The sequence below is a fragment of the Saccharibacillus qingshengii genome, assembly GCF_013185195.1.
Taxonomy (GTDB): domain Bacteria; phylum Bacillota; class Bacilli; order Paenibacillales; family Paenibacillaceae; genus Saccharibacillus; species Saccharibacillus qingshengii.
Genome location: NZ_JAAZWC010000036.1, coordinates 20,431 through 44,827 on the forward strand (window position 1 = coordinate 20,431; position 24,397 = coordinate 44,827).

Below are 24,397 nucleotides of genomic sequence, written 5' to 3' on the forward strand. Positions count from 1 at the left end.
CCGTATGTTATTTGCTTCCGGTCTGCCAGCGAAGTCCCCAGTTGTAAGCCTGGTCAAGTTCGCGGTGGCCGGAGAAGTACTCGACCAGCCGTTCGATGCTGAACGTCTGGTCGCCGACGTTGGTAATCATGGCGACGGCGCACATGCCTTTGCGGCTGCCGTGCTCGTCCATACGGACGATGATATCGGGACCGCCGCCCTTGATCGTCACGACCCCGTCGGCCTGTGCCCAGTTCGCCGCGCCTTCATAGATGAAGGCATACACGACAATACGCTTGATATCGCGCAGGTGGGCACCGTTGATCCGCATATTCTCGCCTCCGGCTTTGGTGCCGGTCCGATCGTCGCCGTCGAGCATCACATAAGGTTCGCTGCTTAGCGAGCCGAACGCGCGTCCGAGCGCCTGTACGGTGCCTTTATGCCCGTCTTTCAACTCGAACAAACAGCCCAGGTCCAGATCGACGCCGGCCGTTTTGCCGAAGAAGCCGGTACTCTTGCGCTGATTCCAGTTGAGATTGATCAGAATCTCGCCGATGGAATCGGTACCCGCTTTCTTCTCCAGGCTGATCTTGTCGCCGCGTTTGGTCAATTCGATCTTCTGCAGGCTTGGCGCCGCAGGCTGGGAAGCCGGAGCCGGCGGCGCAGGGATCGAAGGCGTTCCCGCCTGCGGCGACGGAGAAGGTGCGGCGCCCGGAGCGGGCGGAAAGACGCGGGGCGAAGCTCCGCTCAGTCCGCCGCCGGAAGCCGGCGGGCTGCCCTGCTGCGAAGGGCGGCCCAGGTTGAGCGGCGACGGATTGCCGCCGGGAGGCTGCGCAGGCGGCGACGGCTGTGCGGCCGGCGTCGGCTTGGAAGGCTGCGCAGGTGGTGCCGGAGGCGGCGTTGGTGCGGGAGCCGGTTCGGGCTCCGACTGCACATCGATGCCGAAGCTGCGGCACAGTGCTTCGAGTCCGCCCGTATAGCCGCTGCCTACGGCATTGAACTTCCATTCGCCGTTATGGCGATAGAGTTCGCCGACGACAATGGCCGTCTCGACGCCCGATGTTTTGTCCAGCGTAAACCGGATCAATTCCGATCCGCCGCGCGCATCCACGATACGCAGATACACTCCGTTGACACCGGCGAAGTTCTGCCGACGCTTCTCTCCTTCGTACAGCGTAAGAGAAAAAGCGATGCGCTCGTAAGCCGCCGGAACGCCGCCCAGCGAGATCGACACCTGCTCGCTGTCCGTAATACCGGCGTACGCGCTGCGGGTTTCGGTCTGCAGCTGCATGGCGCCGCCGGCTCCGGACGGATTACCGTAGAAGATCAGGTCTTCGTCGGCCGCCGCCTTGGAACCCGGAACCAGCAGAAACGCCGAGAAGTCGATATCGACTCCCGGCGAAGCCTGCCAGCCCATTCCGACGACGATCCGGTCGAGACCGGGATTGGTTTTGGTCAGGTCGGCTTTTTGGCCCTTGATGATTGTGGTCGTCAACAGTAATTCCGCCTTTCGGTTAAGTTGCGGATCGGATTATTGGGCGTCGAGGCCGTAGTTTTTGCACAGCGCAGCCAATCCGCCCGCAAAGCCGGAACCGATCGCCTGGAATTTCCAATCTTCGCCGTGGCGGTACAGCTCGCAGATCACGACGGCCGTCTCGACCGAGAACTCTTCGCCCAGATCGTAACGCAGCACTTCGCGGTTATCCGCCGCGTCGACAACGCGTACGAACGCATTGGATACCTGGCCGAAGTTCTGGGCGCGGGCTTCCGCATCATGAATCGTAACCGTGATACCAAGGCGGGTGATGTTGGACGGAACCAGCGAGAAATCGACCTGGATCTGCTCGTCGTCCCCTTCGCCTTCTCCTGTCCGGTTATCGCCCGTATGCTCGACCGCACCGTTCGGCGTTTTCGGGTTGTTGTAGAAGACGAAGTCTTCGATTCCTTTGGCACGTCCGTCTTCATGCAGCAGGAATACCGAAGCATCGAGATCGTAGTCGGCGCCACTGCTGTATTTGTTCGTATCCCAACCAAGGCCGATCACGACTTTTTTGAGGCCGGGATTGGTTTTGGTCAGGTCGATTCGTTGTCCTTTGGAAAGGCTGATAGTCATGGGAAGTTCCTCCGTTTCCTTGTCAGAAAATGAAATTGAACACGGGATTCCGAAAAGCGGACGCCTGCGGCAGGCGCTCCACTACGGCCGAAGGCCGTCCATGTAGCAGACGGCCTTCGGGGTTGAAGCTAAAAAGTGGAGTCTATGCGGGAAAGGAATTAGGATACAGCCAGACCGAAGTCGCGTACCAGGCCTTCCAGACCGTCTTGGTAACCGCTGCCTACAGCGCTGAATTTCCACTCGCCGGCGTTGCGGTACAGTTCGGCTACGACAATCGCCGTTTCCACGGAGAAGTCTTCGCCCAGATCGTAACGGATCAGTTCTTCGTTTGTTTCTTCATTCACGATACGGACGAACGCATTCGATACTTGACCGAAGTTCTGCGCGCGTGCCGTTGCATCGTGAATCGTGATGCAGAAGGAGACTTTCTCGACGTCAGCCGGAACGCTTGCCAGTTCAACTGTCAGCTGCTCATCGTCGCCTTCGCCTTCGCCTGTACGGTTGTCGCCTGTATGTACGACAGCGCCGTTGGCGTTTTTAGGGTTGTTGTAGAATACAAAGTCCGTATCGGCTGTTACTTTGCCCGAAGTGCCCAGCAGGAAAGCGGAGGAATCCAGGTCGAAATCTTTGCCGCCGTCATACTTGTTTGTGTCCCAACCGAGACCGACGAGTACTTTTTTGAGGCCCGGGTTTGTTTTTGTCAGATCGACTTTTTGACCTTTTTGCAAGCTGATTGCCATGAATAATTCCTTCTTTCTTTATTGGAGTTTGGGTGAAGCACGAAAAACGGGGCGTACGGTTTAGCTGTAGCGGCGGGCCAGCAGATCGATATGCGGAGCCTGCGCACCTTCGCCGACGGCGCTGAACTTCCACTCGCTGCCGTGGCGGTAAATCTCGCCGACCAGCAGAGCGGTCATTCCCGAGTAATCGTCCGTCAAGTTGAAGCGAACCAGTTCGCGGCCGCTGCTCGACTCGAAGACGCGGATAAACGCCGAGCGGATCATGCCGAAATGCTGTTTGCGCGCTTCGCAGTCATAAATGTTGACGACAGCGAGCAGGCGGTGAACGTCGGCCGGAACCGAAGCGAGATCGATATGGATCTGCTCGTCGTCCCCGTCCCCCGCACCCGTCAGATTGTCTCCGCCGTGTACGACGGAACCGTTCGGGCTCTGCAGGTTGTGGAAACAAATGACGTTTTTGCTCTGCGTCAGCTTGCCCTGCTCACTGAGCAGCAGGACCGAGGCATCGCAATCGATGTTTGCGGCTTTCTTTTTCATACCGAACAGCCCGCGGCTTTCGGATTCGGCCGGGTCCCAGCCCAGTCCGACCGTAATCTTGGACAGACCGGCATTCCCTTTCGTCAAATCGACCTTTTGGCCTTTTACCAAAGAAATTGTCATTGCTGTCTATAGCCCTCCCAATTGGAATGGTATGGTTGCTGTCGCTCAATTGAATTATACCTGTTCGTCCGGGTACAAAACAACTTCGCCGATTCCGCGCAAACGCGAGGCAGTCAACCGGAACGTCCTGTGCTTGGCTGCACGCTATATCTATACGCTTGGGGAATGTACCCGGTTTCAGCGTTTTTGAATTTCGGCAGTCTTTTTGCAAAAAAACCTCCGGCGTTGACCGTAAACGGACAGGCCGGAGGTTCTTCCTCCATGTCGAAAACGCTCCGAACTTACAGGCCGAATTCGCCCGGGTTCAGATTCAGCACGTTGCAGATATCGCGTACGGCCGATTTTTCCATCTCGTCGAAATCGCCGTCGGCCGCGCCGATCGCGCAGCATACGCCCACGATGACCCGTCCCACTTCCGGTTTCGATTTGAATTTGGCGATGGTGCGCAGCGATTCCTGCTTGCCGACCATCACATCAAATTCCATATTGCCGGCGAAATGGTTAAAACGGTCGATGACTTCGCTCATATTGAACACTTTGAGCTGCTCGTTGCGGCCGATATAACCCGCCATTTTTTGCTTCTCCGTTGCGTCGATCGTGCCGTCCGCTACGGATACGATCGCGCAGCCCGCCACGATGGCGTCCATCAGGTCTTTGTTTTTGAAACGGCTCACCTGATCCTGCAGTCCTGTCTTGGTCTTGTTCAGCCAGCTTTGAAACGAACTCATCTTAAGCGCCTCCAATTGGGATTGAAATTAGGTAATAGTCTGTTCGGGAATACAGTCGAGCTTGCTGAAATCGGATTCTAAGATGTAAGTAACCATTCACAGCTCCAGTATAACTCATTTAATAAGCGATTTCTCCTTTGCCGCTTTGAGCCAGTCGGGAAACTCGCCCAGCAGCCGGTCGTACAGTTCCTCGTCGGAGATTTTCTTGAGGTCGTTAACCTGGAAAAAGTTCGCGTTATCGATCAGGCGTCCTTCCAGCTCGTCGAGCTTCTTAAGAAACTGGAAGTTCTCGCGGCCTACGCCGACAAACTGCCAGAAAATGCCCAGATGCGACGTCCGGCGTACGATCTCGGCCGCGCGCTCCCCGTCAAAGCAGTTGCCGTCGGTCACGAAAATAACGTAGACGGGCTGTTCTTCGGGCGGCGGAGCCTTCACGCTTACTTTGCCGCGTCCCAAGCCGAACAGCCCTTTTTTTACGCTGAGCGCACCGGGGAAATAGTGGTCGGCGATCCGCTGCATAACGCCCGCGTAATGCGTGCCGTTCTCAAGCGGATAGTTCGGCCGGATCTCCCGACCGACAAACTCGTAGAAGTTTTCCTGGCGGATCTCTCCGACCTCGTAATCGTCCACCCCGAACAGGAACACATCCGCCGCTCCGTTGTCGTCGAAATTCATGCCGAGTCCCAGCGTGCGTTCGCAGACCGCCTGAACGATTCCGTTCGTAAACAATCCCGTCATCGAACCCGAAATATCGAGCGCCAGCGCAACGCGCGCCCGCTGGCTTCCGAGTCCTTTTTTGTCCAGCGAGATAATGGCCGTCTTGGAGAGATTGATCAGGTTTTCTTCGGCTTTTTTGCGCAGATCGATACTCATTACCGTCCCCTCCTTTTCCTTTCTTCGGCAGGAAACCGTTTTGTTCACTTTACCATCAAGAGGCTTTTTCTAAAAGGTATTTATTGGACATTACGCTCCTGCGAAGCTTCGGACGCGAAGTGGCGCCGCACCCCTAGGCTGATCGCAAAAGCAAGCAGCGACATCCCGCCGGCATAGAAATAGAGGTTGACGATTCCGACGGATTCCGCCAGTTTCGCCATGCCCAGAAGCGAAGCGCAGAAGATCAGGTTGAGAACGGTCGCCTGCGCGGAGAGCACTTTCGGCAGCTCTTCGTCGCTTGCGCTCTGCTGGATCAGCGTGCGCCTGGCTACCATCGACAATTCGGCAAACGGCCCCATGATCAGCACCAGCAGCAGCGCCGCGGCCGGCGAAGTGGTCCCCGCATAGACGAGGGTAATCGCCGAATAACCGAAAATCCCGGCCAGCATGGAATCGAACAGCCGCTTTTGCAGTTTTTTGACCAGCGTCACGACCAGAATCCCGCCAAGAACGGCCCCCGCAAAATAGGAAGCGTTGATGAATCCCCACCATTCTTCGCCCTGCCTGAGCGCTTCCTGCACGAACAGAAGGGTAAAGGCGCCGACCCAGACCGAACCGCCGAGCATGTCGATCGAATCGATCAGCGTCAAACCGCGCAGTCTCGGGCTTCGTCCGATCAGCCTCCAGCCTTCAAGCAGCGCTTCCCTCCAGTTCGGATCCGTTTCCGCCGCTTGGGAAGCCCCGGAAGCCGATTCGTTCCTTCCCGGAATTCCACCATGGACGGACGGCTCGCGAATGAGCGCGGTAAAGACGAGCGCGGCCGCGTACAAGACGCCGGCAATCAACAGCGTGCGGGGCGGCCCTGCGAAAGCGACCAAGACGCCGCTGACTCCCCAACCCGCAAACTGTACGGTTTGGTCGCTGACCGAGATCAATCCGTTGGCCCGCATCAGCCAGTCTCTGGGCACAAGTCTCGGGACCAGCGCATTGCGCACCGGCGTCGTCCATCCGTCGAGAAACGACATGACGAAGACCAATACGAAGATGACGCTCAGCGAAGCCGCCTGTTCGAAGCGCTGCAGATACAGAGCCAACAGCGCGAACAGCACAAGCTGCCCGCCCTGCGACAGCAGCATCAGACGGGGCAGCCGGAATCTCCGGAGCATCAAAGGTGCGAGAAAACCGCTGACGATTTGCGAGAAGATACGAAAAAAGGGCACGAGAATCGTCGAGACGACAGATTCGGTGCCTTGGAGGACGAGAACGGTCAATGCCGTCACATATAAAATATCGGCTGCATTGGACATCGTCTGGGACGACCACAGCCAGTAGAAAGACGTTTTTCTCATCATTATAGGCTCCCTTGTACAGCAGCGGAATCGCAAGACGCCCAAGTCCGACTTGGGATCAGGAGGTCAAACGAAGATAGAGCCTCGCTCCGTATTCGATCAGGCGGATGCCGAATACCCCGGCGAACAGGATGATCGTAATCCAGATCCCGATCCGCTCCACGCGTTTGCCGGATTTCTTGCCGGTCGTCATCAGCGCGAAACGAATCTTGGCCTTGAGCGGCGGCAGCGGACGGATTCCGTTCTTCGTCACCGAGTCGCAGGCCAGATGCACCGCATACCCCAGTCCTCCGGCCAGCCAGATCGACGGTCCGTGCGCCCCGGTTAGTCCGTACAGCAGCAGCATCCAGGCGGCAAGCGCATAGAAGGTATGCGTGATGCCGCGGTGCGGAGCGAGCGAAAAGACGATCAGCAGAATGCCTCCCATTCGGTTCCACGGGGCATACCGTTCACCGAACACGATAACGGCCAGACCGATCAGTACAAACGCGCCTTTGCGCAGCGCCTGCTCGGGCAGGAACATGGCTACGACCGCCACCGCGGCCAGCACGCTGTTCCACGGCTGCTCGACCGGCGCGTAGAACAGAAGCGCTGCGGCGATCAGCAGCATGGCCGACTGCAGAACCCGCAGCAGCTTGGTCGGCAGCGCCCGGGTGACCAGCAGCGAGTTCGGGTGGTCGATATCGGGCAGCATCGAGCTGACGGCGGCGATCGCCACAGCTCCGACCGTAACCGGAGCGCCGGTCAGCGCCAAGAGGGACAACGATACTCCGGTCCCGATAATAAAGTGAGCTTTTCCCATCATGGTCGTGGTTGTCCTTTCTTCTGGCTGCCGCTTGTCCGCCTGCACGTTTTTCCGGCTTTGGCCTTTTGGCAAAGGCGAGCTGCGCTTTATGGGTTCAATCATACCACAGCCCCCTCCGCGCCTCAATACGAACACCCGAATTTTACGAACAAATATTCGGATTTTTATTCGGGTTTTGTAGGGGCGCGGGTAGACCCTTCTGCAGCACGGGCCTTACGGATTCGCAAGAATGCGCAAATTCCGACGTATCGCCAAGCAGGAGCTTGTGTTATAATGAGTCACGCTGCAGCGCCCCGGCGCCCGGCAGCCAACTGCATAGACGAAGAGAATCCGTGCCGAACCAGGCGCGGGAGAGGTTCGAGAACTCCCTCTATAAAAAACTAATCGCCGCCCCGCTCCATGCGAGGTTTCTTCGGCGTGTCCTTCGGGAGCCGCCGGAAGAAACACGGGGATCCCGGACTGCCCAAGGCCGCTTTGACGGATCCTCCTGCGGGCAGTCCGAACCGAACGGAAGCTTTGAACTTTCCGTTCGCGGCGCCAAGTACCGCCGTATCCGGAGCGCACGCGCCCGGATACGGCCGGACCTGTTTTTTTACGGCAAGTTCCTGAACCTCTTTCCTTCCCATCCCAGATGAAGAAAGAGGTTTTTTGCATGCTTAAAAACGAAAAAGCCGTAGTTGTATTCAGCGGCGGCCAGGACAGTACGACCTGTTTGTTCTGGGCCAAAAAGACATTTGCGGACGTTCAGGCAGTCACGTTCGACTACGGGCAGCGCCACAAGCTGGAGATCGACTGCGCGCGGGCGATCGCCGAAGAATTGAACGTCAAGCATACCGTACTCGACATGAGCCTGCTGAACCAGCTCGCTCCCAACGCCCTGACCCGCGACGATATCGAGATTGCGCATGAAGAAGGCGAACTGCCCAGCACGTTCGTCGAAGGACGCAACCTGCTGTTCCTGAGCTTCGCCGCCATTCTCGCCAAAACCTCCGGTGCCCGTCATATCGTAACAGGCGTGTGCGAGACGGACTTCAGCGGATACCCGGACTGCCGGGATACGTTCATCAAATCGCTGGACGTCACCTTGAATCTGGCGATGGATTATCCGTTCGTGATCCATACGCCGCTGATGTGGCTCGACAAAGCCGAAACCTGGGGACTGGCCGACGAACTCGGCGCCTTCGATTTCGTGCGCGAACGTACGCTGACCTGCTATAACGGCGTGATCGGCGACGGCTGCGGCGAATGCCCGGCCTGCCTGCTGCGCCGCGCCGGTCTCGAGAAATACGTTTCGGAACGGAAGGCGACGGTATGAGCAAAAGCGAAGAACAGCGGCGTAGTCCGGGCCCTTACCAGATCGTGCAGCAGCTTCAGGTATTCGGCGAAGATATTACAGGCGAGCAGCTGCGCTACCACCGCAGACGCGTGCTGGTAAGCAAATCGTTTACGTTTGACGCCGCCCATCATCTGCACGACTACGAAGGCAAATGCAAGAATCTGCACGGCCACACGTACGAAGTCGTATTCGGCCTCTCGGCGATTCCGTCCGCCAACGGCATTGCGGTCGATTTCGGCGAGATCAAACAGATCTGGAAAGAAAAGATCGAGACCTATCTGGACCACCGCTATCTGAACGAGACGCTGCCGCTTATGAACACGACGGCTGAGAATATGGTGGTCTGGATCTACGAGCAGATGGAAGACGCTCTGGCTTCCGAAGCTTATGCGCAGCTGCAAGCGCGCACCGAGTTCGTCCGCCTGTTCGAAACGCCGACCTCCTACGCGGAAGCCCGACGGGAGTGGATGGAAGCATGATGGATTCCTCCCGGCCGATTCCCGTTCTCGAAGTGTTCGGGCCTACCATCCAGGGCGAAGGCATGTCGATTGGCCGCAAAACGATGTTCGTCCGTACGGCAGGATGCGATTACCGCTGCTCCTGGTGCGATTCCAAGTTCACGTGGGACGGCAGCGCCAAAGACCAGATCCGTATGCGGTCGCCGCAGCAGATCGTCGACGAGCTGCTTGCGCTCGGCGGCGATACCTTCGATCACGTGACGATCTCCGGCGGCAATCCGCTGCTGCTGCCGCAGATCGCCTACCTGGTACAGCTGCTGCGCGAGCGCGGTATCCGGACCGCCGTCGAAACGCAGGGTTCCCGCTGGCAGGACTGGCTGGTGCGGATCGACGAAGTCACCTTGTCGCCCAAGCCGCCAAGTTCGGGCATGGAGACCGACTTCGACGTACTCGACGATATCGTGTACCGGCTGCACGAAGCTTCGGGCCAGCGCGATCTGTGTATCAAGATCGTCGTCTTCGACGAAGACGATCTGACCTACGCCCGCGGCGTGCACAAGCGCTACTCGGACGTGCCGTTCATTCTGCAGACAGGCAATCCCGAAGTGGCCGGCGAAGTGCAGGATCACGTCTCTTCGCTGCTGAAACGCTACGAATGGCTGATCGGACGCCTGTCCGTTCTTCCGGATCTGAGAGACGCCCGCGCGCTGCCGCAGCTGCACACACTCGTCTGGGGCAATAAGCGCGGCGTCTGATTATCCGATTTGATAGCCTTCCCATTTTTCAATCAAAGGAGAATTCCCATGAGCCATTCCCGCCAAGACGGTCTCGAAGACCTGACGCTGCTGGGCAACCAGGGCACAACATATACGTTCGAATACGATCCCGGCATTCTGGAGTCTTTCGACAACAAGCACGGGTACCGCGATTATTTCGTCAAATTCAACTGCCCGGAGTTCACGAGTCTGTGCCCGATCACGGGCCAGCCGGATTTTGCTACGATCTATATCAGCTACATTCCGGACGTCAAAATGGTCGAAAGCAAGTCGCTCAAATTGTACCTGTTCAGCTTCCGCAACCACGGCGACTTCCACGAAGACTGCATGAACATCATCATGAACGACCTGATCAAACTGATGGACCCGCGCTATATCGAAGTCTGGGGCAAGTTCACGCCGCGCGGCGGCATCTCGATCGATCCTTATACCAACTACGGCAAGCCGGGCACCAAGTACGAAGAAATGGCTTGGAACCGCTTGTCGAACCACGACCTGTATCCGGAAAAAGTGGACAATCGCTAAGCGTCGTATGGATCGAACGTGACGCGGGGATTTTTCTGTGGGTATAATAGATAAGGAAAGCGCCGAACGCTTCCGCTTCCCTGCGAAAACGTTCGGTACCTATACTTAGAACCCACTAGGAGGCTGAACCAAGATGGCTTTGACATTCACGGACATGGTTACCCAGGCCCGAAACAACGTACCCGCCGTTACTTCCCAGGAAGCTCGCGAGAAAATCAATGCCAACCCGGACACGTTCATCATCGACGTACAGGATGCGACGGATGCCGGCGCCTGCGGACTGATCCCGAGCAGCGCGAACATTTCGCTCGGCATGCTGCCGATCCGCGCCGATCTCGGCGTTCCCGCCGAACTGCGCGACGAGCGCCTGAGCGACCGCAACCGCCCGATCCTCGTGACGTGCGGCGCCGGCGGCCAAGCGGCTCTGGGCGCTTACGCGCTCAAAATGATGGGCTTCACCGACGTGGCGTTTATCGACGGCGGCACGGCGGCTTGGAAACAGGCCGGGTTCGAGGTGGAGGAAGCTTAATCGCCTCTCCCCTCTTTTTGCGCAAGACTTGCAAGCAGGCACCGGCACAAAGGCCGGTGCCTGCTTTTTGCTGCCGGAAACGCTAAGCTTTACGGTTCAACCCTTTAACCAACGGATAAATGCCGGTACTTTGCAGCAGCAGCGACAAGAAAATGGCAGCAAAAGCGATCGGAACGAGATTCTCATCCGGCCCGGAGACCGCTTCCTGGGTCCAGAGCAGCAGCGCGACCGACATCGTGCCTTTGATTCCCGACCAGGTGATCAGCAGCGCAGCGGAAGACGTGTGCGGAAATTCGTTTCGCCAAGCCGGAACGCCGTATAAGGTTCCCGCCACCATAATCCCGCGCACGAGCACGGACAGCAAAAACACAACAGCGGCGAATCCCCACTGCGCTTTCCACAGATGTTCGGCGCCGTCCAGACCGATCCAGAGAAACAATACGGCAAGCAGGCTGGGCTTCACAATGTCCCAGAATCCGTCCAGATGAACACGCAGGTCCTGTTCGTCTTCTTCCTTCCCACCGCCGTGGCGTCCGATTTCATAAGAGAACATCATTCCCGCCGCAACGGTCGCAAGCACCCCCGAGCCCCCGATAGATTCCGCAGCATAGAACCCACCGTAAGCCGCAATGAAAGTTACCATGACCCGATACGATTTGTTATCGTTAAAACGCATAACCTGGCTCAACAAGTACCCGAGCAGCAGGCCCACTCCGATACCCTTGACCGATACGAGCAAAAATTCGATGGTGAATGCGCTGACTGAAAAGCCCGACCCGGTCTGGAGCATGGCCAGAAAAATCGTAAAAATGACAATGCTCGTCCCGTCGTTAATCATCGATTCCCCTTCGACAACTCCGGCCATTTTGTCCGAACCCGAGCTCTGTTCCAAAATGGCGGTGACCGACACCGGGTCGGTCGGAATCAGAATCGCGGCAAGCAGCAGCGCTCCCGTCCAGGACAACGATACGCCAAGCGGCAAAGCCGCGTAATAAATGGCCGCGCCCAACATAAAGGCACTCGCAATCAACCCGACCGTGCTGAGCGTCGCCATCAAGCCAAAGTTTTCCCGAAACGATTTCAACGGAAACTTATACGCCGAAGCAAATAAAATGGCTGGCAGAAAAACATTGAAAATAATTTCTTTCGAAATATGGAGCGAAGAAAAATAAGGAATAAACGAAAGTCCGATTCCCAGACAGACGAGAACAACCGGGACGGGAACATATTTCTTTCTCAAATCTATGGTGTACACCGTATAACCGATCAGCAGCATAAGCACAATCTGATGGACGTTCAAAAAATCGCCCCTTTCCGTTAATTTCGCAAACTCCTCTCTTTATCGTAACCTGAACATAAACTTCTCTAACACCGCTCTTGGCCTGCCTTACATTCCGGGCTACAATAATACACATTCCGGCTGTATCCCAGATATGTGCATATGACGGAAAATTCGCCCAGGCTTCGGAGGACCCTTACCATGTTCGTCAAGACCGGCGCCAAAAGCGCTATTCCCGGCCGGGAATCCATTTCCCCGCCCACGCCGGATTCCCGCTCCCGCGGCACCGTCTACGGCGTGCTGTTCGCGATCGGTCTCGTGCATCTGTTCAACGATTCGATGCAGGCGGTCATTCCCGCCATCATGCCGATCCTTCAGGATTCCATGTCGCTCAGCTACGGCCAGCTCGGCTGGATCCTGTTCGCGATCAACTTCACGGCTTCGATCATGCAGCCCGTCATCGGATTGTTTGCCGACAAACGGCCGACGCCTGCCCTGCTGCCGATGGCCATGGCCTCCACGCTGACCGGCATGCTGCTGCTCGCTTATGCGCCGAGCTACGCCACCGTCATCGTCGCGGTTATCTTCGTGGGCCTCGGTTCGGCGGCGTTCCACCCGGAAGGCTCGCGCGTGTCGCATATGGCCGCCGGCCCGCGCCGCGGACTTGCGCAGTCGATCTTCCAGGTCGGCGGCAACGCCGGACAGTCGCTCGCCCCGCTGCTGACGCGGCTGATCTTTATCCCGCTCGGCCAGTTCGGCGCGATCTGGTTCACGGGTCTGGCCGCACTTGGCATCGTGATTCAGATCTTTATCGCCCGCTGGTACGGACGCACGCTCAAAGCGACGGCGCAGGCCAGAAAAGCCGTCGTCCGAAAAGCGCTGAATCCGGCGGCGCGCAAACGGATTCTGTCCGCCATGCTGCTTCTGCTGCTGCTCGTCTTCGTCCGCTCGTGGTACGTCACGTCGGTCGGCAGCTACTATGCCTTTTACCTGCGCGACGTATTCGGCGTCAGCATCGCCGATGCGCAGATCTATGTGTTTCTGTTCCTCGCGGCCGGGGCGGCAGGCACGCTGCTGGGCGGCCCGCTGGCCGACCGGTTCGGCAAACGCAACGTGCTGTTCGCGTCGATGCTGCTGGCCGCCCCGCTGACGCTCGCGCTTCCCTATGCCAACCTGACGTGGACCGGCATCCTGCTGACGCTGATCGGCTTTATCCTGCTGTCGAGCTTCTCGGTGTCCGTCGTCTACGCCCAGATGCTGATTCCGGGCCGGATCGGCGCGGTATCGGGACTCGTCACCGGCCTTGCGTTCGGCATGGGCGGAATCGGCGGCCTCGTGCTGGGCAGTTGGATGGACGCTGCCGGCGTGGCCGCGGTCATGCGCTTTTGCAGCTTCCTGCCGCTGCTTGGCGTGATTACGTTTCTACTGCCGAGCGACCGGAAGCTGAATGCGTGGGCCGAAGAGAACGGAGCGGAGGTCTGACAAAAAAAAGAAGCTGTCCCAAGCCCTATTCATGGCTTTTGGGACAGCTTCTTTTGTTTTGCGGCGCAGCGCTTATGAGCAATTGTAGCGGGGGCTCGGCTCGGCTCGGCTCGGCTCGGCTCGGCTCGGCTCGGCTCGGCTCGGCTCGGCTCGGCTCGGCTCGGCTAACGGATTGTATGTCCGTTAGAATGCCGAATCAACCTCTTCTCGCATTTTAACGGATCGTATATCTGTTAGCCGTCTTTTATCGCCTTTTTTTCGTCAAAAGCAAGCCTGATTCCGTTCTAAGCGTCATCTCAATCCGTTAGAATTTCCAAACCGTTCAAATCAGCCGCTAAGCTTCGCCTCGATCCGTTAAAATCCCAATTCGAACTTTCCCCCTCAAAAAAGCTCGAATCGGATCAAAACTTAGCGAATCTGAATGTCGATGTCCCGCGAGGAATCGTACACGCCGTACGTTCCCGCGTTGATCGAGAACTCGCTGCCTTCCGGAACATTTTTGAAAACGTCAACCTGATAGCCGATATCTCCGTTATATTTACCCTGCGATTCGGTTTCGCTGCGTTCGTACGTTTTGCCGTCAACTTTAAGCTGCGTACCGGTTACCATATAAAATTTGTTGCGGGTTTGCGTATTGACCTGTACGTCTTTCCCTTTTCGGGTAACTTTGTAGACCATGACGCTCTGATCGGGCATGGTTTCGGATACAGACTGCGTTTTCTCCGCAGGAGGTTGGATGTTCGTCCAAATATCCGGATACACCCGGGCGACCAATGCGTTGCGAAGTTTCAACGTCAGCGGTTCCGAACTAAGATCTTGGATCTCGTTATCTCTAAAATTGAAGTACATCGTTTCAGACTGCGCCGAAATTCCTTGGAGGGGATTATACGGCAGTCCGGGAATCGGAGCCTGCAGACCCGGTACTTCGACATCTCCGGCCTGTAAAGTCAAACCTTCGTAATACATAAACTTCCCGTCTTGAAGCACGGAAGAATCGTTTTTGCGCTTAACGGGAATTTGCACTTCGAACGGAGTCACTTTCGCTTCAGAAAGTTTCATGCCTGTACGTTCTTCCAATGCCGCCCCGTCTTGAATCGGTACCGACTGGGCTGGCGTATTCGCCTGTGTTCCTTCAACCGTGAAATCCAGAGTCCATGTACCTTGGATCTTCTTGACCGTTTCGGCATAGGAATAAGCAAACTGCAGATTGTTTCGCTCCTGCTTCGTAAGGCTCTTCAAATCGAAAGACTGGGTCTTGCTCCCTTTTTTCCATCCGATCGACGAGTTTCCAAGAGTTTTATCCCCGCTTTTGGCTATAAGGTAACTGCTGCTTTCATAATTCGCTCGATTCGGATCGTAATCTTCGGGCAGCGGCTCCGCTTGATTCGCTTCGTATTCCAAATTGAGCTTCGCCCCGTTCAGCACTACATTGTAAGACGTAAGCTTGATCCGAAGGCCTTTCTCGGGAATAACCTCGTATTCTTTGCCCGCAGCCAGTTTGCCGGTCAAGGGTGTCTCAAACCGCCGGGTCAGGTAAAGGTCTTTCGTGACAATCCGGTAGCTTTTCTTTTGCTCGGATGTCGGCAGGTTTTCGGAGATATATTCGGTGAGTTTCAGTTGATCGACTCCACTTCGAGCATCGAATCCGCCGAAATCGACTGCGATTTTTTTGCCGCTGTCCAGATCGACAATCTCGGCTTCCTTGAACGAAGCGTAATCGAATTTCTGGTCTTCCAATCCGGTTAAGCTCATTTGCAGCGCCATCCGGTCTGTATCGTCCATTGTTTGATGGCCGATTACGGCATTGTCCAGGGTCAGCTTCACTCCGTCGACTTCGGCCGAAACATTGACCCGCTGCCCGGCAGGGTCGGCGGTAACGACTTCTCTGTCCGTCTGCTGATCAAAATACACCGCGGTTCCTCCTGCTGCGGCCAGTGTCCATTGACGTACACGCGACAAGGCTGGCTTGCCCGGCACGACATCCGTATGCTCGCTCCAGCCGGAACGGCGGCGCTCCACTTCCAAACGAATACGGGTCCACATCTCATCATAATTCGGACTGCCATCGGGCAGAGCGAGCATTTTCTGTTTGATTTGCTGTTCAGTAATTTGAGACATACCGCTCACGTCCTTCCCCCGGAGATTCCGGATTTTTTTCATACAATTTCTTAAGCATTTTCAATCCCCGATTGATTCTGGATTTCACCGTGCCAAGCGGTAAGCCCAGCGCTTCCGCCGTCTCCGGTGTCGACAGGTCCGCCATGTAATACAGCAGCATCGCTTCTCGGACCTTGGGCTTCAGTTTGCTCAGCAGCCTGCCGAACTCATCGGCCGTCTCGGCGCTTTCGTATTCTTTTTCTACCGATTGCGGCGTGCGCAGCGGCATACTGGTTGTAAAAGCTTTCTTTTCTTTGAGACTGCCGTTCGTTCGGCGCCGCATGAGCGAATGGCACTCGTTGGCGGCGATGCGCATCAGCCAGGCTTTGATATGCTCGACTTTGTCACGATCCGCCAGCATGGCCTTGACGAACACTTCCTGGCAGATATCTTCCGCATCCGTCCGGTTTCGCAGCATGTGCAGACAGTATCGGAACACATCTTCTTTGTAGGTGATAAATAACGTATTATCGTCCACCATTTCTCACGTCCTTTGCCCCTCTGATAGGATTCTTCCCTAGTTATAGAGACTCGCGGGCCGCGCGAACAGTTCGCTTTTTGCAAAAAAATCAAAAAAGCCGGACCCGGTCTGAATACAGACCTGGCCCGGCTTGAGCAGCAGTCGTTTACCTGCGCAGTACGATTTCGGTGTTGAGCGACGGATCGACTTGGCCGTAGAGCCCCAATCCGAGTTCCAGTCCGGCCCCTTCGGGCACATTCTGATAAAGATCGACCCGGTAATCGCCTTGTTCCCGGTACGGATTATACGAAGAGTCGGCGTCCGGTTTCCGCACTTCCCCATTGACTTTCAGTACGGTTCCTTCCAACAGATGCAGCGAATCGGGCGTCGAGGTTACGACTTTGAGATCGGCGCCTTGACGCAGATAACGATACGTCAATCGGCTGCCGTCCGGCAGTTTGGCCTGCGCCTGCTGTTCGTCCGGCTGCGGAGCCGCAAGCTCGGTCCAGAAATCGTCCGGCGCCCGGCGAAGCACGACCGCATCCTGCAATCTTACGGATAGGGAGCCTGCTGTCAGATCCTGAAGATCAAGACTGAACGGACGGTAAGCGAGCGCTTCCTCATGTTCCTGCCCCTGCTCGGGGAAGGGTTGCAGCGGCCAGCCCGTATGCTCGACTGCGGTCGACTCGAAATCGCCGGCGATCAGGGTACGTTTATCATAATAGAGCAGACGTCCTTCTTGCGCTGTCCGCTCTTCCGGCTTTCTGTTAATCGGCAGATACACCCCGTAAGCCCCTACCGTCGCTTCGCCGACCGTCCACCCGGTCTTGTCTTGGACTTCCGCGGCATTTACCGGAGTCAGCTTGACGGCCTTCGCTCCGGCTTTTGACCCGTCGAGAGTGAATTCCACCTGCCAACTGCCGTCGATCTCACGGACTTTCTCGGCGTAACTGTAAGACAGGGTCAGCGCCTCGCGTTCTTGTGCATCCATATCGTATAGTTCGTAATTACGGTTAAATTCGTTGTTTTTCCATGTTCCCGAAGTCGACTCCACCGTGCGCGAACCCGTATTCACCAACAGCCGGGTATCGGCCTCGACCTGCAGCGAATCCGGATAGGAAGCCGCGGCGTTCGCTTCCTTCCCTTCAAGTCTGTAGCGAAGATTCAGAAGCCCTTCCTCTTCGTTCCACGCGGAATCGAGCAGCCGGACGGTTGTCCCTTCCACAGAAGGCACGGGATAGGTTCGGCCGGCCTGCAGCTCTCCTGCAAGAGGAACGGTGTGGCGCCGGATCACATAGAGGTCGTTCATCTCAAAGCGAAGGCGGCGGTTCTTCCCCTCTTCCGCCCAACTGCCTTCCAGTACGCTCGAATCGCGCAGATCCTGCCGCAGATCGAAGACAGCTCCGTTCAACGCCTGGGTCTCTCCCGTGTCCAGATCGATCAGACGGCCCGAGCCGAATCCCGCATAGTCGCCATCCTCCGGATCGAGTCCGCTTAGACTTGTTTGCAGCGTAAGCTTGTCGTCTTCCTGCTTGCCTGCCGCTTCGTCCCCTTCAAAATGCCCCCGGATCGCATGATCCAACTTCAGCTTCACGCCGTCCACGGCCGCCGAGGTTTCCAGCGTCTGACCGACCGCCGCTCCGTAAACCGGTTCGGTATCGATCGGATCGTGCGCAGGCGCAGACTGCCAGAAGATGACGCCGGCTGCGACCGAGCAGGCCAGCAGACCCGAAGCCGCAGGCACGGCCCATTTCCGGCGCGCCCCCCGTCCTCCTGTGGTTCCTTCGATCCAGCCCGCTCTCCGCTTCTCCGCCTCCAGTACAATCCGTCTGCGCAAGCCCGCATAATCCGGACTTTCGTCGTCCACTTCGCGCAGTTGCTGCTCCAGATCGGAGTCAATAATTCGAGACATGGAACTCACTCCCTTTTTTCGATGGTCGATCCGCTTCTTCCATCCGTTTTTTTAACGATTTCAATCCCCGGTTGAGTCTGGATTTGACCGTTCCGAGCGGCAGGTTCAGCATCTCGGCGACCTCTGCCATAGGCAGATCCGCCATATAGTACAGCAGCAGCACTTCGCGGAACCTTGGCTTGACGTCTTTTAGCAGCAGACCGAATTCCGACTTCGTTTCCCTGCGTTCGTAACCGCTCTCGACCGACTGCACGGCATGCAGCGGAGCTGCCTGGAGAAAAGCTTCCTGCTCTTTCTCGCGGCCCCGGCTTCTGCGGCGGGTCAGCCCATGGCATTCGTTCGCCGCAATCCGCAGCAGCCAGGCCTTCTCGCTGCGGAGCTCGCGCCGGTCGGCCAGCATCGCTTTGACGAAGACTTCCTGGCAGACGTCTTCCGCATCGCCTTTATTTTTGAGCATATACAGACAGTAGCGATATACCGTCGTTTTGTAGTTTTCGAACAACTCCAGGTCGTTCATTTCCCCTCACATCCTTATCGACTTCCGTTTGCCTCCCTGCCCATTGAATGATGAATGAGCGCGCGCTTCTTATAGAGGACTGACGAAACCGCGAAGAGGTTCCCGTTTGCCCTGCACACCAAAAAGCCACCGGGAATATTCCCGGCAGCTTTGAAGCTGTCCCAAACGATTACTTAAAACCATAGTGAGAAATGCGCCTGTCCAGACATCGCCACAATCGGAGGAATAACGACCATAAGCCCACCTGCCTTTTTTGAACTCTCCTATTGCTGTTACGTCAAAAAGCACGTCCGGGTCGCAAAACCGGACGTGCTTTGGCGGCGTCTTTATTTGCGGATGATGACTTGGGCGTCTTTGGTGTTGTCAACCGTTCCATAAGCTTGCATATTGATTTCGAATTTCTTGCCTTCGGGAACATTGCGGTAAATGTCTACGTAATTATAATTGCCTTGAGCATCCCGGATCGAGTTTTCGATCATAGGATCGGTATCGAATGCATATTCTTGGCCATCTACTCGAATCCGAGTATGCTGATACAAATTCACGCCTTCCGGAACTTCGATCTCGACCAGCACGTCTTTATCTTTACGCGAAACCCTATATTCGACCGGAGTACCATCAGATAGGGTATCGGATACCCTTTGTTCTTGCTCTACGGGAACTTTTATAGGTGTCCACAGATCAGGGTCGACGTGGGCGATCCGTGCGCCGCTGAACGTCGCAGTCAAAGGTTTGTCCCGGAAATCGTAGCTCTCCCAATAGTCGTACGTCATCTTATTTTCGTTCCCATTTCGCACCATGCCCTGCACGTCGAATTTGACAAACTCCTGCTCGCCGGACCGGTATTGGTTCATCCTCATGTTCGGAGTAGGATCCTGCAAACCGGAAGTGGTCACTTCCCCGTCCGTAAGCGTGATGTTTCCGTAATCGACGATCTGCCCATCTCGCAGCGAACGATCGTCGGTGCCCCGGTCGATCGGAATCGTGACGCCGTAAGCGTCGAGCAGTGCGTCTCCCAGCTTCCAACCGGTCTGCTTGGTCAAGGCGGAGTCGTCTTCGACCGGTACCGTTTCGGTCGGCACTTCGGCTTTGGATGGATCGAGCGTAAAATCGAGCGCCCACGGGCCTTCGACGACCCGAACCGTTTCGGCGTACGTGAAGGTCATCGTCATATCGGAGAGTTGATCTTCCGTTATCCCCTTGACGCTGTACGAACCTTCGACTTCCGTGATCTTTGCCCCCTCTGACCAACTGGACCATCCGATCTCCTGGTCGCCCAGCTTCAACCCGACCGAGTTGCCGCGATCCATAACCAGCAGCCTGTCATCCTGCGCCTCGAGCTTCGGCATATTTTTGTTCGGCATAAACTTGATATTCAATAGTCCCTGCTTTTTGTCCCACTGAATATCCGTAATTTTCATTTTGAAATCCCGATCGGGCAGCACCGTATATTCTTGGCCCAACTTGACTTTGCCTTCGACCGGCACTGTCGTTCGGCGGATCATGTACAGGTCGGACATCTCCAGCCGGTAGCGATGCGGGCCTTCAGATTGATTGAACTCTCCCGTCACTCTCGCCGACGTATTCAGCGTCCGGCCGGTTTCCCAATCTTCGATGCTGCGGACATCGTCCGTGTTGAAATCGCCCATACTGAGTTCAAGCTTCTTTCCCGTATCAAGATCGGTGATCGACGATTTGTCGAAACCTGCGACCCGCACATCCTCGCTGCCGAAGCCGCCGAGCGAGAAGTCCAGCATCATTTTGCCTGAGGCTTCGCTCTGGCCGAAGCTGCGGTCGGTTCCCTGCACGACGTTATTCAGCTTCAGCACGATGCCTTCCGCTTCCGCCTGCACCCCGACCGATTGACCGACCGGCGCCGACTGGGCTTCCGAATACAAACTTTCAAAATACCCTTGCGAAGCAGCAGCTCCGAGCGCAATCACGGCTGCCAGCGAAGCGCAAGCCGCAGGCATGGCCCATTTTCGGCGCGGGCGGAGCGGCTGCATCGGCTGTACCTGCCAACCCGACTCCCGTTTGTCCGCTTCCAGCCGAATCCGGTTCCACATCGCATCGTAGTTCGGATTTTCTTTGCGCAGCCCGCGCAGTTTCTGCTCGGTGTCATGGTCAGTAACTCGAAGCATGAACGTCACCTTCTTTCTCCGGCAGCGCCGGTTCTTTTTCGGTCAACTTTTTTAAAGCTTTCAGTCCTCGGCTGATTCTCGACTTCGCGGTGCCGATCGGGACGCCCAGCGCCTGCGCCGTCTCGGCTGTCGACAGATCTGCCATATAATACAGCAGCAGCGCCTCACGCAGCTTCGGCTTGAGCCGGCCCAGCATTTCCTCGAATTCGCCCGACGTCTCGGTATATTCGTAGGTCTGCTCCACCGACTGCGGCGAGCGAAGCGGCAGGTTCAGCCCGAATGCCCGCTTTTCCTTCATTCGGCCGTTCGTTCTGCGCCGGACCAGCGAATGGCATTTGTTGGCGGCGATTCTCATCAGCCAGGCTTTGAGATACTCGATTCCGCTTCGGTCCGCCAGCAGCGCCTTGACGAACACTTCCTGGCAGACGTCTTCCGCATCCGTACGATTGTGCAGCATATACAGACAGTAATGGTACACCGGCTCTTTATAAGTCTCGAACAGCTCTTTATCTCCCAACGTTGTTCACTTCCTTTGCCCCTCTGTAGTGATCACTCGCCTATATGAACTCCCAAGTACGGAAATCGGTTCCTTTTTCGATCAAAAAAATGGACTTCTTCGCGCCTATACTTCCCGCAGCGATCTGCACGCAAAAAAAGGACGGCCGATGGCCGCCCTTGTTGTCGAGAAAGTCTTATTCGTTGTAGAAGCTCGTCAGCTGCGGGAGAAATTCGTTCCGGTCGCGTGTTGAAATCGGGGAAAAGGATTGAAATTTAGCGGAATTTCCCCGATTTCAAAGGCGAACACTATCGTTCCTTCACTGAATTTCTCCCTTCGCCTTTTCGCTTCATTCAGGATTAGACTTTCTCGACACGTTGGACCGCCGAAGGCCGCCCTTTCTTCCCTGCACAATCCGCGCCGATCCGGCCTAGGCCGAACGACGAATCTTCAACCTGCGATTTACTTGCTGAGCGACTCCAAGTACTCGGACACCTGTGTCGGCGTCTTGGCGAACTTGCTGTGCAGATGGGCAATTTTCTCGCCGTTCTTGAATACGAGCAGACTCGGAATGCCGCGGACTTCGTTCGACTCCGCGATATCCTGAAACTTCTCCGCATCCATGGCGAAAAAGTCTTTGTCCTCGTTCTTTTCGATAATACCGCCGATGAACCGGTCCAGGTTTTTGCAGTCCGGGCACCAGTTCGTATCGAACTTGATGACGGTCAGTTTCTCTCCGCCGATCTGTTCGTTATATTGTTCCAGGCTTTCGATTCGTTCCATATCCGCATTCTCCTCTCGGGTTCGGGGACGGGACCGTCCGTGCGGAAGGGTATACGTGCGACAACGCCGCCTGCAGCCTTGTTCGGACTGCCGTCACGTTCCGGCGCGGCCGCGCTCAGTAAGGGTCCGGGTACGACGCATCGCCTGCGCCCGGACGCATACGGCGTTTGGCCGCCTGCAGCGTACGTTCCATGTCCTGTACGGCTTCTTCCACGATCCGGCGGTCGACCAGATAATCCTGAACCTTCGCTTTTTCCATCAAACGCGCGATCTCGGCATCTTTCTTCTCCAAGTCGTAACCTTGACGGCGCTGCAGCGCGTTGTACTTGTCCAGCAAATCCGAGATGACCTGATAGAACCGCTCGTAATCAAGAATGATGTCGTCCAGAAACGCATCGACGTCCTCTTTCGTATACCCGCGCATTTTGACGGGAAAATCTTTCTCATGAATTTGCAAAGCGTCGAGCTTGATGCCGAGCTGTTTGAACAAACGTTTCTGCTCTTCGAGCTGACGCTGGTACTGCTCTTCCATGCCCATCCCTCCTCTGTTTAATGTATCATATTTGATGTAAAAATTGATCGATTTTTAATTAAAAGATTTTGCAAAACCAAAATTTAAATCACCCAGCGACCTGCGCGGAATACCGGTTCGATCGTTCCGTCCGGCCGTTCCCCGTCGATATCCAGCTTGTCCGAGCCAACCATGAAATCGACATGGGTCAGGCTCGAATTGCCGCCGCGCGCCAGCAGTTCGTTCTGCGACAGCTCCGTTCCGCCTTGCATGTTGACCGGATAACAGCTGCCGAGCGCGAAGTGACAGGAGGCGTTCTCGTCGATGCCCGTATTATAAAAAACACGGCTTAGCTGCGAGATCGGCGAATTGTGCGGCACAAGCGCCACCTCGCCGAGATACTTGGCCCCTTCGTCCGTATCGAGCAGCGATTCCAGATGCTCGCGCCCGGACTTTGCCTCATAATCCACGACCCGTCCGTTCTCGAACGTCAGCGACAGCTGCTCGACCAGGCGTCCGTTCAGATTCAGCGGCAGGGTCGAAGTGACTGTGCCGTTGACGCCTGTCCGGTTCGGCATCGTATAGACTTCCTCGGTCGGCATGTTGGCTACGAAATAAACGCCCGCTTCGTTCGTATCACCGCCGCCCAGCCAGAGATGATCCGGTGCCAGCTCGACTTTGAGATCCGTACCCGGCGCCCGGTAATGGAGACTCTTGTAGCGTTTATGGTTGAGTTTGTCCTGCATGACTTTGAGCGTCTCGATATGGTTGTGCCAGTTCTCGACCGCTTCGCCTTCGCCCACCCGGTTCATTTGGAAAATCGTGTCCCACATCGCATCCACGCGCTGCTCTTCGGGCAGATCGCCGAAGACTTTATTCGCCCAGGCCCGGGTCGGAGCTTTGATCAGGCACCAGGAGAGACGGTTCGAACGCACATACTGCTGATAGCCTCGGCGTGCGGCCGCAGCCGCTTTGGTCGCCCGCGCGACGCGCGACGAGTCGATACCGCGGTACAGCTCGGGATCGGGCACTTTGATATGCATAATGGCGCCGCCGTCTTCGGCCAGCTTCTCGAGCGCCTCCGCTTTGAAAGTCGGGTAATAGTCGAACGTGTCTTCCGATGCGTATTCATACCGCAGCCGGGTCGACGCTTCGTCTTCCCAATCGATCTCGACGTATTTCGCTCCCGCTTCATACGCTTTTCGAACGATGAGCCGCGCGAACTCCGCCGCCTCGATCGGCGACTGGAGATGCAGCACCTGGCCTTTTTGGATGTTGACCCCTACCTTTACGACCAACTCCGCGTATTGTTCCAGCTTTTTTTCAAATGAATCCATTTCTCTTGCCCCCTGATGACCGTTCTTATGTATAGGAAAATCGACTGTAAAAACCTCTCTACTTATCATAGTCAAAGATGTCGCAAAAATCCACAAAGCCGCTTTCAATCGCAAGTTTAATCGCAGCCGAACGTTTCTTGTCCATTTCGCTCCCGGAACGTTCCTGCCGGGACCGAGAGGTTTCCCGTGAGCGATTCCAATCGAATGTTGTGAGTTGAACATAAGAAAAAGACCGAAGGCCTGTAAACAGCCGTCGATCTTCTTCCGAATCTACCGAGTACCTTGACCGATAATGAGGTTAGGTTACGCCCCCCGAAAACCCGCTTGAACCGTGCGTATTTCCGATGAACGCAAATCTTAGATTTAACTCGGTCAAGGTACTAGTACCTTGACCGATAACGATGTTAGGTTACGCCCCTCGAAAACCCGCTTGAACCGTGCGTGTTTCCGA

At 56.2% G+C, this 24,397-nt stretch carries 24 protein-coding genes and 1 riboswitch; of the genes, 6 read left to right on the top strand and 18 right to left on the bottom strand.

Going from position 1 to position 24,397, the window contains the following annotated elements; translation table 11 throughout:
• Window positions 1-7: 7 nt before the first annotated feature.
• The 8 genes from HRQ60_RS21145 to HRQ60_RS21180 all read right to left on the bottom strand — a co-directional run bounded on the left by HRQ60_RS21145 (window position 8) and on the right by HRQ60_RS21180 (window position 7,247).
• Window positions 8-1,474 carry a TerD family protein gene (locus HRQ60_RS21145; protein WP_172199920.1) on the bottom strand — a complete coding sequence of 489 codons (1,467 nt, stop codon included), beginning with the start codon at window positions 1,472-1,474 and terminating at the stop codon, window positions 8-10.
• Between the two features lie 36 nt (window positions 1,475-1,510).
• Window positions 1,511-2,092 (bottom strand): TerD family protein, encoded by a 582-nt coding sequence (locus tag HRQ60_RS21150; protein ID WP_172199923.1) that lies wholly within the window; start codon window positions 2,090-2,092, stop codon window positions 1,511-1,513.
• A gap of 158 nt (window positions 2,093-2,250) precedes the next feature.
• Window positions 2,251-2,832, bottom strand: coding sequence for a TerD family protein (locus HRQ60_RS21155; protein ID WP_172199926.1), 582 nt, complete (start codon window positions 2,830-2,832; stop codon window positions 2,251-2,253).
• Window positions 2,833-2,892: 60 nt separating this feature from the next.
• Window positions 2,893-3,492, bottom strand: coding sequence for a TerD family protein (locus HRQ60_RS21160; RefSeq protein ID WP_172199928.1), 600 nt, complete (start codon window positions 3,490-3,492; stop codon window positions 2,893-2,895).
• A 281-nt stretch (window positions 3,493-3,773) separates the two neighbouring features.
• Complete coding sequence (locus HRQ60_RS21165) at window positions 3,774-4,220, bottom strand: tellurite resistance TerB family protein (RefSeq protein WP_172199930.1); 447 nt, start codon at window positions 4,218-4,220, stop codon at window positions 3,774-3,776.
• 114 nt (window positions 4,221-4,334) lie between these two features.
• Complete coding sequence (locus tag HRQ60_RS21170; protein ID WP_172199932.1) at window positions 4,335-5,093, bottom strand: VWA domain-containing protein; 759 nt, start codon at window positions 5,091-5,093, stop codon at window positions 4,335-4,337.
• An 80-nt stretch (window positions 5,094-5,173) separates the two neighbouring features.
• Window positions 5,174-6,442: an MFS transporter gene (locus tag HRQ60_RS21175; RefSeq protein ID WP_425501736.1), complete on the bottom strand. Its 1,269-nt coding sequence runs from the start codon at window positions 6,440-6,442 to the stop codon at window positions 5,174-5,176.
• A gap of 58 nt (window positions 6,443-6,500) precedes the next feature.
• Entirely contained in the window at window positions 6,501-7,247 is a 747-nt protein-coding gene (locus tag HRQ60_RS21180) for a metal-dependent hydrolase (protein ID WP_172199984.1), read from the bottom strand.
• A 346-nt stretch (window positions 7,248-7,593) separates the two neighbouring features.
• Window positions 7,594-7,631, top strand: a riboswitch (PreQ1 riboswitch).
• Window positions 7,632-7,899: 268 nt separating this feature from the next.
• Here HRQ60_RS21180 and queC point away from each other — a divergent pair.
• From queC to HRQ60_RS21205, 5 genes are all read left to right on the top strand, one after another.
• Window positions 7,900-8,562 carry a 7-cyano-7-deazaguanine synthase QueC gene (gene queC / locus HRQ60_RS21185; RefSeq protein ID WP_172199936.1) on the top strand — a complete coding sequence of 221 codons (663 nt, stop codon included), beginning with the start codon at window positions 7,900-7,902 and terminating at the stop codon, window positions 8,560-8,562.
• Window positions 8,559-9,062: a 6-carboxytetrahydropterin synthase QueD gene (queD, locus tag HRQ60_RS21190; protein WP_172199938.1), complete on the top strand. Its 504-nt coding sequence runs from the start codon at window positions 8,559-8,561 to the stop codon at window positions 9,060-9,062. The genes queC and queD overlap by 4 nt, the downstream gene beginning before the upstream one ends.
• On the top strand, window positions 9,059-9,796 hold the full coding sequence (gene queE / locus HRQ60_RS21195; protein ID WP_172199940.1) for a 7-carboxy-7-deazaguanine synthase QueE: 738 nt from the start codon (window positions 9,059-9,061) through the stop codon (window positions 9,794-9,796). Before queD ends, queE begins: the two co-directional genes overlap by 4 nt.
• Window positions 9,797-9,844: 48 nt before the next feature.
• The gene (gene queF / locus HRQ60_RS21200; protein ID WP_172199942.1) at window positions 9,845-10,342 is read left to right on the top strand and encodes a preQ(1) synthase; all 498 of its coding nucleotides are present in this window, start codon (window positions 9,845-9,847) and stop codon (window positions 10,340-10,342) included.
• Between the two features lie 133 nt (window positions 10,343-10,475).
• Complete coding sequence (locus HRQ60_RS21205) at window positions 10,476-10,871, top strand: rhodanese-like domain-containing protein (RefSeq protein WP_172199945.1); 396 nt, start codon at window positions 10,476-10,478, stop codon at window positions 10,869-10,871.
• A gap of 82 nt (window positions 10,872-10,953) precedes the next feature.
• Here HRQ60_RS21205 and HRQ60_RS21210 read toward each other — a convergent pair whose 3' ends face one another.
• The gene (locus tag HRQ60_RS21210) at window positions 10,954-12,171 is read right to left on the bottom strand and encodes a cation:proton antiporter (RefSeq protein WP_246281428.1); all 1,218 of its coding nucleotides are present in this window, start codon (window positions 12,169-12,171) and stop codon (window positions 10,954-10,956) included.
• A gap of 180 nt (window positions 12,172-12,351) precedes the next feature.
• On the opposite strand from HRQ60_RS21210, the gene HRQ60_RS21215 reads away from it, so the two are divergent.
• Window positions 12,352-13,632, top strand: coding sequence for an MFS transporter (locus HRQ60_RS21215; protein WP_172199948.1), 1,281 nt, complete (start codon window positions 12,352-12,354; stop codon window positions 13,630-13,632).
• A 408-nt stretch (window positions 13,633-14,040) separates the two neighbouring features.
• On the opposite strand, the gene HRQ60_RS21220 is transcribed toward HRQ60_RS21215, so the two are convergent.
• The 9 genes from HRQ60_RS21220 to HRQ60_RS21260 form a co-directional block, all read right to left on the bottom strand.
• Window positions 14,041-15,750 carry a hypothetical protein gene (locus tag HRQ60_RS21220; RefSeq protein ID WP_172199951.1) on the bottom strand — a complete coding sequence of 570 codons (1,710 nt, stop codon included), beginning with the start codon at window positions 15,748-15,750 and terminating at the stop codon, window positions 14,041-14,043.
• Complete coding sequence (locus HRQ60_RS21225; RefSeq protein WP_216671661.1) at window positions 15,734-16,270, bottom strand: RNA polymerase sigma factor; 537 nt, start codon at window positions 16,268-16,270, stop codon at window positions 15,734-15,736. The genes HRQ60_RS21220 and HRQ60_RS21225 overlap by 17 nt, the downstream gene beginning before the upstream one ends.
• 145 nt (window positions 16,271-16,415) lie before the next feature.
• Window positions 16,416-18,161, bottom strand: coding sequence for a hypothetical protein (locus HRQ60_RS21230; protein WP_172199954.1), 1,746 nt, complete (start codon window positions 18,159-18,161; stop codon window positions 16,416-16,418).
• Window positions 18,145-18,678, bottom strand: coding sequence for an RNA polymerase sigma factor (locus HRQ60_RS21235; RefSeq protein ID WP_172199957.1), 534 nt, complete (start codon window positions 18,676-18,678; stop codon window positions 18,145-18,147). The genes HRQ60_RS21230 and HRQ60_RS21235 overlap by 17 nt, the downstream gene beginning before the upstream one ends.
• Window positions 18,679-19,004: 326 nt before the next feature.
• Window positions 19,005-20,819 (bottom strand): hypothetical protein, encoded by a 1,815-nt coding sequence (locus HRQ60_RS21240; protein WP_172199960.1) that lies wholly within the window; start codon window positions 20,817-20,819, stop codon window positions 19,005-19,007.
• Complete coding sequence (locus HRQ60_RS21245; RefSeq protein ID WP_172199963.1) at window positions 20,803-21,336, bottom strand: RNA polymerase sigma factor; 534 nt, start codon at window positions 21,334-21,336, stop codon at window positions 20,803-20,805. Before HRQ60_RS21245 ends, HRQ60_RS21240 begins: the two co-directional genes overlap by 17 nt.
• 441 nt (window positions 21,337-21,777) lie before the next feature.
• Window positions 21,778-22,098 (bottom strand): thioredoxin family protein, encoded by a 321-nt coding sequence (locus tag HRQ60_RS21250; protein ID WP_172199966.1) that lies wholly within the window; start codon window positions 22,096-22,098, stop codon window positions 21,778-21,780.
• Window positions 22,099-22,213: 115 nt separating this feature from the next.
• Window positions 22,214-22,630, bottom strand: a complete 417-nt coding sequence (locus HRQ60_RS21255) for a DivIVA domain-containing protein (protein WP_172199969.1) — start codon at window positions 22,628-22,630, stop codon at window positions 22,214-22,216.
• Between the two features lie 83 nt (window positions 22,631-22,713).
• Window positions 22,714-23,946 carry an aminopeptidase gene (locus HRQ60_RS21260; protein ID WP_172199972.1) on the bottom strand — a complete coding sequence of 411 codons (1,233 nt, stop codon included), beginning with the start codon at window positions 23,944-23,946 and terminating at the stop codon, window positions 22,714-22,716.
• Between the last annotated feature and the right edge of the window lie 451 nt (window positions 23,947-24,397).